The organism is Pseudomonas sp. BN515, from assembly GCF_029873155.1.
Lineage (GTDB): Bacteria > Pseudomonadota > Gammaproteobacteria > Pseudomonadales > Pseudomonadaceae > Metapseudomonas.
Genome location: NZ_SSOH01000092.1, coordinates 443,460 through 456,904 on the forward strand (window position 1 = coordinate 443,460; position 13,445 = coordinate 456,904).

Annotated in this window: 10 protein-coding genes; 4 read left to right on the plus strand and 6 right to left on the minus strand. The window is 64.8% G+C overall.

Translation table 11 applies throughout. The annotated features are described in order from the left end of the window. Positions 1 to 46: 46 nt before the first annotated feature. From E8E91_RS27705 to speB, 3 genes are read right to left on the minus strand one after another with little or no spacing between them, the layout of a single operon-like run. Positions 47 to 1,567 carry a cytosine permease gene (locus E8E91_RS27705; protein WP_280380347.1) on the minus strand — a complete coding sequence of 507 codons (1,521 nt, stop codon included), beginning with the start codon at positions 1,565 to 1,567 and terminating at the stop codon, positions 47 to 49. A 24-nt stretch (positions 1,568 to 1,591) separates the two neighbouring features. After that, a complete protein-coding gene (locus E8E91_RS27710; protein ID WP_280380349.1) occupies positions 1,592 to 1,996 on the minus strand; it encodes a nuclear transport factor 2 family protein in 405 nt (134 codons plus the stop codon). An 8-nt stretch (positions 1,997 to 2,004) separates the two neighbouring features. Then, positions 2,005 to 2,964: an agmatinase gene (gene speB, locus E8E91_RS27715; protein WP_280380351.1), complete on the minus strand. Its 960-nt coding sequence runs from the start codon at positions 2,962 to 2,964 to the stop codon at positions 2,005 to 2,007. 290 nt (positions 2,965 to 3,254) lie between these two features. On the opposite strand from speB, the gene E8E91_RS27720 reads away from it, so the two are divergent. The 3 genes from E8E91_RS27720 (at position 3,255) to E8E91_RS27730 (ending at position 6,612) form a co-directional block, all read left to right on the plus strand. Next, the gene (locus E8E91_RS27720) at positions 3,255 to 4,148 is read left to right on the plus strand and encodes a LysR family transcriptional regulator (protein WP_280369102.1); all 894 of its coding nucleotides are present in this window, start codon (positions 3,255 to 3,257) and stop codon (positions 4,146 to 4,148) included. A gap of 138 nt (positions 4,149 to 4,286) precedes the next feature. Then, positions 4,287 to 5,852: a PAS domain-containing methyl-accepting chemotaxis protein gene (locus E8E91_RS27725; RefSeq protein ID WP_280380353.1), complete on the plus strand. Its 1,566-nt coding sequence runs from the start codon at positions 4,287 to 4,289 to the stop codon at positions 5,850 to 5,852. A 163-nt stretch (positions 5,853 to 6,015) separates the two neighbouring features. After that, entirely contained in the window at positions 6,016 to 6,612 is a 597-nt protein-coding gene (locus E8E91_RS27730; RefSeq protein WP_280380355.1) for a DTW domain-containing protein, read from the plus strand. Positions 6,613 to 6,726: 114 nt separating this feature from the next. Here the strand turns inward: E8E91_RS27730 and E8E91_RS27735 are convergent, their stop codons facing one another. From E8E91_RS27735 to E8E91_RS27745, 3 genes are read right to left on the minus strand one after another with little or no spacing between them, the layout of a single operon-like run. Then, the gene (locus E8E91_RS27735) at positions 6,727 to 8,079 is read right to left on the minus strand and encodes an HlyD family type I secretion periplasmic adaptor subunit (RefSeq protein ID WP_280380356.1); all 1,353 of its coding nucleotides are present in this window, start codon (positions 8,077 to 8,079) and stop codon (positions 6,727 to 6,729) included. 11 nt (positions 8,080 to 8,090) lie between these two features. Then, entirely contained in the window at positions 8,091 to 10,250 is a 2,160-nt protein-coding gene (locus E8E91_RS27740; protein WP_280380358.1) for a type I secretion system permease/ATPase, read from the minus strand. A 21-nt stretch (positions 10,251 to 10,271) separates the two neighbouring features. Further along, positions 10,272 to 11,627, minus strand: a complete 1,356-nt coding sequence (locus E8E91_RS27745) for a TolC family outer membrane protein (RefSeq protein ID WP_280380360.1) — start codon at positions 11,625 to 11,627, stop codon at positions 10,272 to 10,274. A gap of 465 nt (positions 11,628 to 12,092) precedes the next feature. Between E8E91_RS27745 and E8E91_RS27750 the strand changes: the two genes are divergently transcribed. Continuing rightward, the coding region (locus tag E8E91_RS27750; protein WP_280380362.1) for a retention module-containing protein at positions 12,093 to 13,445 on the plus strand (1,353 nt) is incomplete at its 3' end.

Here is a 13,445-nt window from a genome sequence, read left to right on the forward strand (position 1 = left end):
GTGGTTGTTGTTGTAGGCAGTCGCAATAAAGTGGAGCTATTTCGTGTTACGCAGCTTCAGGGGAACCCTGAACGGCGGATGCTTGGGAAGTCTTCGAGGGGACCCAGCGAGGGCCCTTGGGACCGTAGACGGCGGCCGGTTCCGGGAAGATCGCCAGCAGTACCAGGTACAGCAGGGCGGCCGTGCCCAGAGTGACCGGCAGGCTGATATCGATGCCACCGGCCAGCTCACCCAGCGGGCCTACGAATTGGCCCGGGAGGTTTACAAAGCATAGGCCGACCACGGCGCTCGGGATCCAGGCGCCCATGCCGCGCCAGTTCCAGCCGTTGGTGAACCAGTAGCGGCCGCCGGACAGGCCACGGGTGAAGACCTGCAGATCGTCCGGGCAGTAGAAGCCGCGGCGGATGATCAGGCCGAGGATCATGATCACCATCCAGGGGCTGGTGCAGGTGATGATCAGCACGGCGAAGGTGGACACGCTCTGCACCAGGTTGAAGGCGAAGCGGCCGATGAAGATGAAGCCGATGGACAGCACGCCGATCATCACGGTGGCCTGCACACGGTTGAGCAGGCGCGGGAAGACCGAGGACATGTCCAGGCCGGTGCCGTAGAGCGAAGTGGTGCCGGTGGACATGCCGCCGATGACTGCGATCAGGCACACCGGCAGGAAGAACCAGGCCGGGGATACGGCCAGCAGGCCGCCGACGTAGTTGTTCTGGGCGATGTAATCCGGTGCCTGCACGGCAACGATGGTCGCGGTGACCAGGCCGAACAGGAAGGGAATCAGGGTGGCGAACTGCGCGGCGACAACGGCCAGCATGATGCGCTGCTTCGAGGTTTCACGCGGGATGTAGCGCGACCAGTCGCCCAGGAAGGCGCCGAAGGAAACCGGGTTGCTCATGGCCAGCAGGGCGGCGCCGATGAAGGCGGCCCAGAAGCCTTCCTGGCCAAGGTTCACGGAACCGGCGTAGGCGGCGTCGAACGGACCGGCGAAGGCGAAGATGCCCAGCAGGAACATGACGCTGGCGGCCCATACGGCGACCTTGTTCACCAGCAGCATGAAGCGGAAACCGTAGATGCACACCACCAGCACCAGCACGGCGAACAGGCCGTAGGCCAGGCCCAGGGTCAGGTCGGTTTCCGGCAGGTCGAACAGGCGCTTGGCGCCGCCTACCAGGGCGTCACCGGAGCTCCAGACCGACAGGGAGAAGAACGCGATGGCGGTGAGCAGGGAGAGGAAGGAGCCAACGATACGACCATGCACGCCGAAGTGGGCGCCCGAAGACACCGCGTTGTTGGTGCCGTTCAGCGCGCCGAACACGCCCATCGGGGCAAGGATCAGCGAACCTACCAGCACGCCCAGCAGGATGGCCCAGAAGCCCGCCTCGAAGGAGAGGCCGAAGAGCACCGGGAAGCTGCCGAGTACAGCGGTGGCGAAGGTGTTTGCGCCGCCGAAGATCAGGCGGAACAAGTCCAGGGGGCCGGCATCCCGTTCGTGATCGGGAATCTGCTCGACACCGTGGGTTTCTATTCGGGTGACTGCGTGATCGTTGTTGTTGTTATGCATTTCTTACTCTCCCAGGGAGCCTTGTCAGGTAGGCGGCAGATGCGCCGGCATGGCCGACAAGTGCTCGTGACAGGCCAACCAGTGGCCTTTTTCTTGTTGCCGACGGAAAACGATGGTTTCCCGCTCACGGCTTTCTATGTCTTCACCCTGGATGCGCAGGCGCGTGGCGACGTCGTGGTAGAAGATCGCCACGTCGCCCTGCAGGCACACCACGGGGTTGAGGGATTGGCACGCCAGCACCTCGAAACCATCGCGCTGCCAGCTTTCCCACAGCTCGCGATAGGCCGCGCGGGTGGGCAGCGGCTTGTCGCAGGTGTGGAAGACGAAGCTGGCGTCTTCACTGAAGGCAGCGAAGTAGGCTTCGGTATCGTTCGCGGCGAAGGCGGCCACCAGCTTGCTGGCGGCCTCCAGGACTTGTTGCTCGCTCATGTCCGGACTCAACGGCGCTCAACGCCCGGCAGGATGCAGAGCATTTCGTAGAGCAGGTTGGCGCCCAGCAGCGAGGTGTTGCCGGTGGTGTCGTAAGGCGGGGAGACTTCGACCAGGTCGCAGCCGATGACGTCCAGGCCCTGGCAGCCACGGATGATTTCCATCGCCTGGATGGTGGTCAGGCCACCGATTTCCGGGGTGCCGGTACCGGGCGCCCAGGCCGGGTCGATGCCGTCGATGTCGAAGGAGAGGTAAACCGGGCCGCCGCCGACTTTCTCGCGGACTTCGGCCATCAACGGAGCCAGCGACTGGTGCCAGCACTCTTCGGCCTGCACCACGCGGAAGCCCTGCTTGCGGCTCCAGTTGAAGTCTTCGGCGGTGTAGCCCTGGGCGCGCAGGCCGATCTGCACCACGCGGTCGCAATCCAGCAGGCCTTCTTCCACGGCACGGCGGAAGGTGGTGCCGTGGGCGATCTTCTCGCCGAACATGTTGTCGTTGACGTCAGCGTGGGCGTCGATGTGCACCAGGCCTACTTTGCCGTGCACCTTGTTGATGGCACGCAGGATCGGCAGGGTGATGGTGTGGTCGCCGCCCAGGGTCAGCGGGACGATGCCGTGGCCGAGGATGCGGTCGTATTCCTGCTCGATGATGCGCACGGCTTCCAGCAGGTTGAAGGTGTTGATGGCCACGTCGCCGATGTCGGCCACGTTCAGCGAATCGAAGGGGGCAGCGCCGGTCGCCATGTTGTACGGGCGGATCATCACCGATTCGGCGCGGATCTGGCGCGGGCCGAAGCGGGTACCGGAACGCAGGGAGGTGCCGATGTCCAGCGGAACGCCGACGAAGGCGGCATCCAGGGCATTGAGTTCTTCAGGAGATTGGATGTGCGGCAGACGCATCATGGTGGCGATACCGCCGAAACGGGGCATCTCATTGCCGCCCAGGGGCTGATGGAGTTTTTTGTCCACGGGGTGGCCTCACGGTTGTTGTGGTTGTAGGTAGTGGGCGGATTCTGGTGACAGTGCCATCACGGAAAAATCGCTGGCGGCAAATAATTACTTCAAGGATTTCTAAACTATTGGGAGCGGGTACACTGCCGGCCGTTGGTAGCGACTACCTGCACCTGTGGGAGCGAATTCATTCGCGAAAGGCCGCGCAGCGGCCCGATGGAATACCAGGGAGAGGGCAGGCCTGCGGCCTGCATCGCGAATGAATTCGCTCCTACAGTCGATGAACCGACTTCTCTCGCGGAGCCCCCATGTCCACCGCCATGCCCGACCTGAAACTCCTGCGCATCTTCGCCAGCGTGGTCCGCAACCAGGGTTTTGCCGCTGCGCAGCAGGAGCTGAACCTCTCCACTTCGGCCATCAGCACCTACATGAGCCAGCTGGAAGGCGCAGTCGGCCTGACCCTCTGCCATCGCGGCCGTGGTGGGTTCAGCCTGACCAGCAAGGGCGAGCTGTACTACCAGGAAACCCTGCGCCTGCTGGGCGAACTGGAAAGCTTCGAGCGCTATTCCGCGTCCCTCAAGGGCGAACTGCGCGGCACGCTGAACCTGGGCGTGCTCGACTCCACCGTGGGCGATCCGTCGCTGCCGCTGGCCGAGGTGATCGGCGCCTACAGCCAGGAGCATGCGGCGGTGCACCTGCACCTCTCGGTGATGAGCCCCTATGACCTGCAACTGGGTGTGCTGGACAACCGCCTGGACCTTGCCATCGGCGCCTTCTCCACGCGCATGAACGGCCTGGTCTACCAGCCGCTCTACCGCGAGCAGCACTGGCTCTACTGCAGCGAGCGGCACCCGTTGTACAGCGAACGGCGCATCCCCGCCGAACTCATCACCCAGCAGCGCATGGTGGGACGTGGTTACTGGAGCCAGGCGGAACTGGCGCGCCACGGCTTCAAGCACAGCGCGGCAACGGTGGAGTCCATGGAGGCGCAACTGATCCTGGTGCTGTCCGGCGCCTACATCGGTTACCTGCCGGAGCACTACGCCCACCCCTGGGTGGAGCAGAAGCGCCTGCGCGCATTGCTGCCGGCCACCTTCGGCTACCAGGCGCCGTTCTCCATGATCCTGCGCCGGGGCCGCGCCAAGGAGCCGTTGATCCTCACGTTCCGCGACCTCCTGAGAGCCCAGTTGAACCTGCGCTGAAGTCCGCAGATTTTTTGAGAAGTGCGTCACATTGCTGGTGGGATAACCCCACTCCGTTCATGGGCTTGAAAGGCGCCGTGCTAGACCTTTTTTACCGGCGAGTAATGGCAAAGCGCCCATGCACAGGAGTGGTCAGCCATGCGTCAGAATCTGCCCGTGACCCAACGGGAGCGTACGTTCAGTGCCGATGAAAGGCTGATTTCCACCACCGACCTCAACAGCAAGATCACCTACTGCAACGACGCCTTCGTCGCCATCAGCGGCTTCACCCGCGAAGAGCTGCTCGGGCAGCCCCACAACATTGTCCGCCACCCAGACATGCCGCCTCCGGTATTCGCCCACATGTGGGAGACCCTCAAGCAAGGCAAGCCCTGGATGGGGCTGGTGAAGAACCGCTCGAAGAATGGCGATTTCTACTGGGTCAGCGCCTACGTCACGCCGGTCTACGAAGACGGCAGGATGATCGGCTACGAGTCGGTGCGCTCCCTGCCCAGTCGCGACCAGGTAGCTCGCGCCGACGCCCTCTATGCGCGCCTGCGCGCTGGCAAGTCGCCGGTGCCCCGGCTGGAATACTGGAGCTATGACTTCATGCGCTCCTGGCCGGTGGTCCTCGCCACCCTCGTGCTGGTGGCCGGCAATCTGTTGCTGCAAGGCTGGCCATCGTTGGTGCTGACCCTGGCGACCATGTTCGCCCTGGGCTCCTTCCAGCTGTACCGCTACCGGCAGACCATTCGCCGCACCCTGGCCGAGCATCCCAAGGCGTTCACCAGTGGCCTGGTGGCCCTGACCTACACCGACAGCCGGGGCGCCCAGGCCTTGCTGGACATGGCCATGATCAGCGAGGAAGCGCGCCTGCAGACCGCCCTGACGCGACTGGAAGATGCCGGCGAAAGCGTCAAGCAGCGTGCCGCAGAGGCTGCGCGGCTGTCCCGTTCGGAAGCCGAACTGTTGGAACAGCAACGTAGCGAGACGGACCAGTCGGCCACGGCCATCAACGAGATGGCAGCGACTATCCAGGAGGTCTCCCACAACGTCAGCCACACCGCCCACGCTGCCGAGGAAGCCGAACGCCTGGCGCGCCAGGGCAACGACCTGGCCGGCGAAAGCCTGGGCGCCATGCGCCACATGGCTGAGGCTGTGAGCGAAATCGGTCGCGCGGTGCATGACCTGGCCGAGTCCACCCACTCCATCGGCAGCGTGGCGGACGTGATCACCGCCATTGCCGAGCAGACCAACCTGCTGGCGCTCAATGCCGCCATCGAAGCGGCTCGGGCCGGCGAGCAGGGCAGGGGCTTTGCCGTGGTGGCCGATGAGGTGCGCACCCTGGCGTCACGTACCCGGCAGTCCACCGAGCAGATCCACGAGATCATCGCCTCCCTGCGTGCCGGCGCCGAACGTGCCGTGGCCACCGCCAGCCGCGGTGAGGTCATCTCCCGCGACAGCGTGGACAGCGTGCAGGCCGTGCGCGAAGCCCTGGAAGGCATCAGCCAGGCGGTGACCCGCATCACCGGCATGAGCCAGCAGATGGCCGCCGCGTCCGAGCAGCAGAGCCATGTGGCCGAAGACATCAGCCGGCAGATCACCCGCATCGCCCAGCTTTCCGATCACAGTGCTGGCCAGGCCCAGGAAGGCGCCGCCATCAGCCAGGACCTGGAGCGCATGGCCGACTACCTGCACAGCCTGGCGGAACGGTTCAATCGGTAGTTCGTTTCGACTCCTTGTAGGGGCGAATTCATTCGCCAAGGGCGGCGTAGCCGCCCCATGCAGGATTGCAGGGCGAACCTGCGGTTCGCTTGGCGATTGAAATCGCCCCCACAGCATGTAGCCCGGATACCCTGTGGCAGAATGCTCCGCCCAGGAGATCGCCATGCCCCGCCCGAGTTGCCCGCGCTGCCAGCGCCCCGAATCCCATTGCCTGTGCCCGCTGATTCCGCATCTGGCGAGCCGCACCCGTGTGCTGCTGTTGCAGCACCCGAGCGAGGTGAACCATGCGCTGAACACAGCACGGCTGGCGGCCCTGGGCTTGGCGAATGTGGAGCTGCGAGTGGGTGAGCGTTTCGACGATCTGGCGGACGTCCTGGCCGACTCCCGATATCGCGCGTGCCTGCTGTTCCCCGGTGAGGATGCCCGCCCCGTGGCGGAAGTGGCGGGTGACGATCCACGCCCGCTCCTGCTGGTGGTGCCCGATGGCACCTGGCGCAAGGCGCGCAAGCTGCTCTATCTCAACCCCGAACTGGAAGCCCTGCCCAGGGTGACCCTGCCCGAGGGCCTGACCTCCCGTTATCGCCTGCGCAAGGCGCCCATGGCTGGCGCGCTGTCCACCATCGAAGCCATCGTTGCCGCCCTCGACATCCTTGAGGCACCGAATCGATTCGACGCAATGCTGCGGCCATTCGAGGCCCTGATCCAGGGGCAGATCGAGGCGATGGGGGAGGAAACCTTCAGGAGAAATCACGACTCGTGACGAGCGCCAATACCGGGCATCGGCACGGCCTGCTTCATGTGGGAGCGAATTTATTCGCGAAGGGCCAACGGCCCGTGGGTCCGTATCGCGAATGAATTCGCTCCCACATATGCCCTACCGCTCCCGCATCGCTTCCTGGCGCGCCTTCAGCACCGGTTTCAGCAGGTAATCCAGCACGCTCTTCCGGCCAGTGATGATGTCCACGGTGGCGACCATGCCCGGGATGATCAGCAGCGGGTGGTCGTCCTTGCCCAGGTGGCTTTTCTCAGTGCGTACCTGGATCAGGTAGAAGCTCTTGCCTTCCTCATCCTGGATGGTGTCGGCGCTGATCAGTTCCAGGTCTGCCTTGAGGCCGCCGTAGATGGTGTAGTCGTAGGCGGTGAACTTGACCATCGCCTTCTGCCCTGGATGCAGGAACGCCACGTCCTGCGGGCGGATGCGTGCTTCGATCAGCAGGCTGTCTTCCAGCGGCACCACTTCCACCAGGTCGCTGCCGGGCTGGACCACGCCGCCGATGGTGTTGACCTTGAGCTGCTTTATCACGCCGTGCACCGGCGAGACCACGGTGGTGCGGCTGACGCGGTCGTCAATGGCCTTGCTGGTGGAGGTGATCTTCGACAGCTCGGTGCGCGCCTCGTTGAGTTCCTTGAAGGCGTCGGAGCGGAACGACAGCCGGCTTTCCTCCATCTTCCGCTCGATCTCCGACACCGCTGCCTCGGCGCGGGGAATGGCCAGGTTGGTGGCTTCCAGTTCGCCGCGCGTTTCCACTGCGCTGCGCTGCAGGCGGAGGATTTCCACCTGGGCGATGGCACCGGCCTTCACCAGCGGCTGGGACATGTTCAGCTCCTGCTGGATCAGGCCCAGGCTGGAGCGGTACTGCTGGCTCTTGGAGCGGAACTCGGCCAGCTCTTGCGTCTTCTGCCGCAGCTGTTCGCTGAGGATGCGTTGCTCGCTTTCCAGGCGCTCGTTGCGCGCTCGGTAGAGGGCTTTCTCGTCTTCAGCCAACTGTGGCGCGTCGCGGGTGATCTCCTCGGGCAGGGCCATTTCGCGACCCTCGGCCTCGGCGGACAGGCGTTCCACCTTGGCCATCAGCGCCAGGCGGTCGGCTTCGGTCTCGCCTTTGTTCGAGCGGAAGCGGGTGTCGTCCAGGCGCAGCAGGACGGTGCCCTTGTCCACCACCTGGCCCTCGCGCACGAGGATTTCCGAGACGATGCCGCCTTCCAGGTTCTGGATGATCTGCACCTTGCTGGAAGGGATCGCCTTGCCTTCGCCGGTGGTGACTTCGTCCAGTACGGCGAAGTGCGCCCAGGCCAGTGCCACCAGCAGCAGGGTACAGGCCACCCAGACAGTGATGCGGGTTGCCCGTGGCGAGTCTTCCGCCATAGTGCCGGCCACTTCCGGCATGAACTCGGCGTCGGCGCCATTGTGGCGGCCGAAGTAGGAATGGGGTGTTTCTGCGCTGGCCATGCTGTGCCTCCTCAGGCGATGCCCTGACCGATGCGGCCTTTGCGCAGGGCGTCGATGACGGTGTCCTTGGGTCCGTCGGCAACGACCTGGCCGTTGTCCAGCACCACCAGGCGATCCACCAATGCCAGCATCGAGCTGCGATGGGTGATGAGGATCAGCGTCTTGCCCGCCGACCAGGTCGCCAGGCGTTGGCGCAGTTGCTCTTCGCTGGAGTTGTCCATGGCGCTGGTGGGTTCGTCGAGCACCAGCAGCGGTGGGTCCAGCAGCAGCGCGCGGGCCAGCAGCACGGCCTGGCGCTGGCCGCTGGAGAGCAGCTGTCCGCGCTCACCCACGGCGCGGTCGTAGCCTTGCGGATGTTGCCGGGCGAGGTCGGCGACGCCGGTCAGCTCGGCCACTTCGAGCATACGTTCGTCGCTGACGTAGCGTGCGCCGAGGGTGAGGTTGTCGCGCAGGCTGCCGGCCAGCAGCGGCAGGTCGTGGCTGACGTAGCCGATCTGTTGGCGCAGGTCACCGATGTCGGTCTGCCTCAGGTCGATGTTGTCCAGCAGCAACTGGCCTTCCTCCGGCGTGTAGAAGCCGAGGATCAGCCGCGCCAGGGTGCTCTTGCCCGAGCCGCTGCGGCCGATGATGCCGATCCGCTCGCCGGCGGCCACGCGCAGGCTGACCTTGTTCAGCGCCGGACTGCCCTGGCCCGGATAGCGGAATTCCACCTGGCGCACTTCCAGGTTGCCCTTGAACGCCTGGTGTTCCAGCGGCTGCTGGCTGACTTCGCGCTCCTGGGGCAAGGACATCAGGGCGTCGGTGGATTTCATGGTCAGCCGCGCCTGCTGGTAGCGGGTGATGAGCCCGGCGATCTGCCCGAGGGGCGAGAGCACGCGGCTGTTGAGCATGTAGCAGGCCACCAGCGCGCCGACGCTGAGATTGCCGGCGATGATGCTGTAGACGCCGGTGACGATCATCGCCAACCCGGCGAACTGCTGCATGAACAGCGTGCCGTTGGTGGCCAGGGCGGAGAGGAAGCGGGCATGGCTGTCCAGGCGGGTGAGGGCGCCGTGGGTGTGTTCCCAGCGATGCTGGCGCTCGCTTTCGGCGCCGCAGGCCTTGAGGGTCTCCAGGCCGGAGAGGGTTTCGATCAGCAGCGCCTGGCGTTCGGCGCCCAGGGCCAGGCTGCGTTGCACGGTATCGCGCAGGCGCGCCTGGATGATCCAGGCGAAGATCGCGGTGATCGGGAACGCGAGGATCGGGATCGCCACCAGCGGTCCGCCGAGCAGGCCGATCACCAGCAGCATCACCACCGAGAAGGGCAGGTCGATCAGGCTGGTGAGGGTCACCGCGGTGAGGAATTCGCGCAGGCCCTGGAAGTCGTGGATGCTCTGGGCGAAGCCGCCGATGGTGGCCGGCCGTGCCTTGATCGACATGCCGATGATGCGTTCGAAGAGCGTGGCCGAGAGCACCACATCGGTCTTCTTGCCGGCACTGTCCAGCAGGTTGGCGCGCAGTACCCGCAGCAGCAGGTCGAAGCCGGTGCCGAGCAGCAGGCCGATGGCCAGGACCCAGAGCGTCGCGGTGGCCTGGTTGGGCACCACACGGTCGTAGGTCTGCATCACGAACAGCGGCACCATCATGCCCAGCAGGTTGATCAGCAGGCTCGCCAGCATGGCGTCGGCATAGAGCCAGCGGGACAGCCGCAGGGTGTCGCGGAACCAGGAGGTGACCCTCGGTACCAGCGGCGCGTGGGCTTCTTCCAGCTCGTGGCGCGGGCGGGCGAACAGCGCACTGCCGCTGTACTCCAGGGCGAGGATTTCAGTGGGCACCCACTGCTCGCCGCCGTCGGCCTCGCAGGGCAGGATCAGCGCCCGGCCCTTGCCATCGAAGCGCGTCAGCACCGCACTTCGGCCACCCTTGAGGAGCAGCAGCAGTGGCAGGTTGAGCGGCGAGATGGTGGCAAGTTCGCGACGCAACAGCCGACCCTGCAGGCCGGCGCGAGCCGCCGCGCGAGGCAGCAGCTCGGGGGACAGGCGCTGGCCTGGCAGCGGCAGGCCGCTACTCAGGCTGGCTCGGCTGGCCGGACGGCCATGCAGGCGACAGAGGATCAGCAGGCCGTCGAGCAGCGGGTCGTCATGGCCCTGTCGCGGATCCCTGGGACTGTCAGTCCGTTCCATGGTGGTCATGGTGGTGGACTCCCATCTGGATTACTGCATATCCGGCAGCCGGGCTTCGCTCTTCACTTCACTGAGGGCGACGGCTTCTGCCGGGACCACGACCTTCTGGCGACGCAGCAGGTCACCCATGGCCGAAATCACCCGGTACATGGAGAACTCTTCGGTGTAGCGCACGTCCACATAGCGGCGGTTGGCGGTGAAGAGTTCGTTCTCGCTATCCAGCAGGTCCAGCAGGGTGCGCTGGCCGAGGCCGAACTGCTGTTGGTAGGCCTCGCGGACACGGGCGGTGTAGTCGGCGTAGTCACGCGCCTCGGGGGTCTGTTTGCGGGCGTTTTCCATAGCGTTCCAGGCCAGCGAGAGGTTCTCGTTGAGCACCCGCAGGGCATTGTTGCGGATGTCCATGGACTGGTTGATCTGGTGCGCGGCAGCTTGCAGGCGAGCCTTGTCGCGCATGCCGTTGAAGAGGTTGTAATTCATCACCACGCCGGCCCGCCAGGTGTTGTTGTGGCCCTCGTCGCCCTGCACGTTGTCGTCGGCGGTGGTAGCCAGCTCGGCATCGAGGCGCGGGTAGAAGGGGGCCTTGGCGGATTCGTACTGGCTCTCGGCGGCCTGCACGTCGGCCTGGGCCGATTTCAGCAAGGGGTTGGTGTCCATCACGCCCTGGCGCGCGGCGAGCAGGTCGGCGGGCATCTCGCCCTTGATGGTGCCCGGCGTCACCAGTTCGTCCGCCGGCATGCCCACGGCGCTGTAGAAGTTGGCCTCGGCATCGGCCAGGTTCACTTCCTCTGTGTAGAGGTTGTTCTTGGCCAGGGCGAGGCGCGCTTCGGCCTGGTCGAAGTCGGCGGTGCTGCCCACGCCGCGTTGGCTGCGCAGGCCGATCTGGTCGTGGATGCGTTCGTGGGCCATCAGGTTGTTCCTGGCCAGCACGACCATCTCGCGACGCTTGAGCACATCGAGGTACACCTCCACGGTGCGCAGCGCCAGACTCTCGGCGGTGCCCAGGGTGAAGTACGCACGGGAATTGACCACGGACTTGGTACGCGCCACTTCGTTGGGGGTATTGAAGCCGTCGAACAGCATCTGCCGCAGGCGCAGTTCGGCATCACGGAAATTCAGGGTTTCCTTGTTGTGATCGCCGAGCTCGCGAGTGGAGGGGCTGTCGGTCTGCTCTCTACCTACACCGGTTATCAGGTCGACGGTTGGTAGGTACCCACCTTTGGCGACTTTCACCTCTTCGTCGGCGACGAGTCGATTCTGGGCGCTGGAGAGGAGTTCAGGATGTTTGTCCAGGGTGCTCTGGATGGCGTCCGTGAGCGTCATGGCCTGGATTTGCGTGGCGGCCATGGCGAGGAACATGCCGGACCACAGGGGGGTGAGTGTGCGCATTTCTGTCGTTCTCCATTTCGGTTCTTGGCTTCCTGGCGCCGAAAAATTGGCGAAAATCCATATCAAACCGTTTCAGGCTTGTAACATCAGAGCTAAGAACAACTTTTGAAATGGCTAAGAAGAATTCCTCACAAGAATTAGCAGGAAAAATTCTTATGCACTCGTCGGAAATCCAAGACATCTTTTTGCCAGCAGTTCGCATGTCTTGGGGCTCTCAGGTTCCCTGCGCGAGCGCGCATCATGGTCAGGCACAAATCAAGAAACACAGGGGCGGGGTGAAATCGGAGTAGTGGTTCGGCGCCGGAGAGTGTGACGTTTTATTGACTGCGGTAATTTTCTGGCGCCGTTCTTCGCCCCCTGGATGCTTCTTCACGTACCCGTAGTTCGGTTTGGACGTGCCGTGACCCTCTTTGACTGGGATCGGCGCTGCCCGGCTGGCAGCACGCGGTGCGGGAGGAAGGAATCATGGCTGGATCAATCGGGGTCGTACGGCAGGTCGTGGGTGATGTGTTTGCGGTGGCTGCGGATGGTTCGCGCCGCCCCCTCACCGAAGGCGACCGGGTATTCGCAGGTGAGCAACTGGTTACCGGCGCCCAGGGCGCGGTAGCGGTCACCCTCTCCAACGGGCAGGAGCTGGTGCTCGGACGCGACAGCAGCATGCCGCTGAACAATTCACTGCTGGCCGGGGCCCCTGACGCAAGCCAGCCCGGCACCGACGAGGCGCCGGCCGCACCCAGCCAGCAGGACCTGACCGACGTCGAGAAGCTGCAGGCCGCCATCGAGGCCGGCGTGGACCCGACCAAGGTCGCCGAAGCCACTGCGGCCGGCCCTGGCGGCGGCGCCGGTGGCGGCAATGCAGGCGGCGGCCACTCCTTCGTGCTACTGGGCGAGACCGCTGGCCGCGTCGATCCCAACATCGGCTTCCCCACCGGCCCGATCTCCTTCGGCGTGGAATTCCCGCAGCCGGAAGTCGGCATCCCCGACATTCCGGAGCCGGAAGTCGTGCCGGTGAATGGTGTGCCGGTCGCCCGCGACGATGCCCAGAGCATCGATGAGGGCGACGAAAGCGTGCAGGGCAACGTCCTGGATAACGACGACGGCGGCCCGGATCTGCCCACGACCTTCGTTTCCTGGCAGGCGCCCGGTGCCACCAGCGGCGCCAATGGCAGCCTGCTGGTGAACACGCCCTATGGCGTCGTCACCCTGAATCCGAATGGCAGCTACAGCTTCCAACTGGCCAATGGCACGCCGGCGGTGGAAGGGCTGGGGGAAGGGGAGACGGTCAACCTTGGCTTCGGCTACAGCATCCAGGACAGCAACGGTGACCAGAGCTCCGCAAACCTGGTCATCACCATCGTCGGCCAGAACGACATTCCCTCCATCGAAGTCAGCAGTCCGGGAGCCGGCGGTGGCCTGGCCCAGGTGTTCGAGAAGGGCCTGGCGGACGGCAGCAGCGCGGGCGACGGCAGCACCGTCACGACTGGCAGCTTCACCGTCGCGGACTCGGATGGGCTGGCAAACCTGAAAACCTTGAGCGTCGGCAGCCTCAGCGTTGACCTCACCACCAGCGGCTTTGCCAGCCTGGTCGGGCAGAGCTTCACCACCGCCCATGGCACGGTGCAAATCACTGGTTACAGCAATGGCACCTACAGCTTCAGCTACACGCTGACCTCGGCCACTGCTGATGCCGCTGGTCTGGAGACGGACGGCTTCCTTATTACTGTGGGCGACGGCCTGGCCAACGCCTCGGCCAACGTCAGCATCGAGATAGTCGACGACGTACCCACCGCCAGGCCGGACAGCGGCAGCCTGACCGAG

Bases quoted from the DNA above. Each gene is read 5' to 3' on its own strand.
- E8E91_RS27735 (WP_280380356.1), bottom strand. From the start codon at position 8,079: ATGGCCAGCGCAGAAACACCCCATTCCTACTTCGGCCGCCACAATGGC.
- E8E91_RS27705 (WP_280380347.1), bottom strand. From the start codon at position 1,567: ATGCATAACAACAACAACGATCACGCAGTCACCCGAATAGAAACCCAC.
- E8E91_RS27740 (WP_280380358.1), bottom strand. From the start codon at position 10,250: ATGACCACCATGGAACGGACTGACAGTCCCAGGGATCCGCGACAGGGC.
- E8E91_RS27745 (WP_280380360.1), bottom strand. From the start codon at position 11,627: ATGCGCACACTCACCCCCCTGTGGTCCGGCATGTTCCTCGCCATGGCC.
- E8E91_RS27730 (WP_280380355.1), top strand. From the start codon at position 6,016: ATGCCCCGCCCGAGTTGCCCGCGCTGCCAGCGCCCCGAATCCCATTGC.
- E8E91_RS27720 (WP_280369102.1), top strand. From the start codon at position 3,255: ATGTCCACCGCCATGCCCGACCTGAAACTCCTGCGCATCTTCGCCAGC.
- E8E91_RS27725 (WP_280380353.1), top strand. From the start codon at position 4,287: ATGCGTCAGAATCTGCCCGTGACCCAACGGGAGCGTACGTTCAGTGCC.
- E8E91_RS27710 (WP_280380349.1), bottom strand. From the start codon at position 1,996: ATGAGCGAGCAACAAGTCCTGGAGGCCGCCAGCAAGCTGGTGGCCGCC.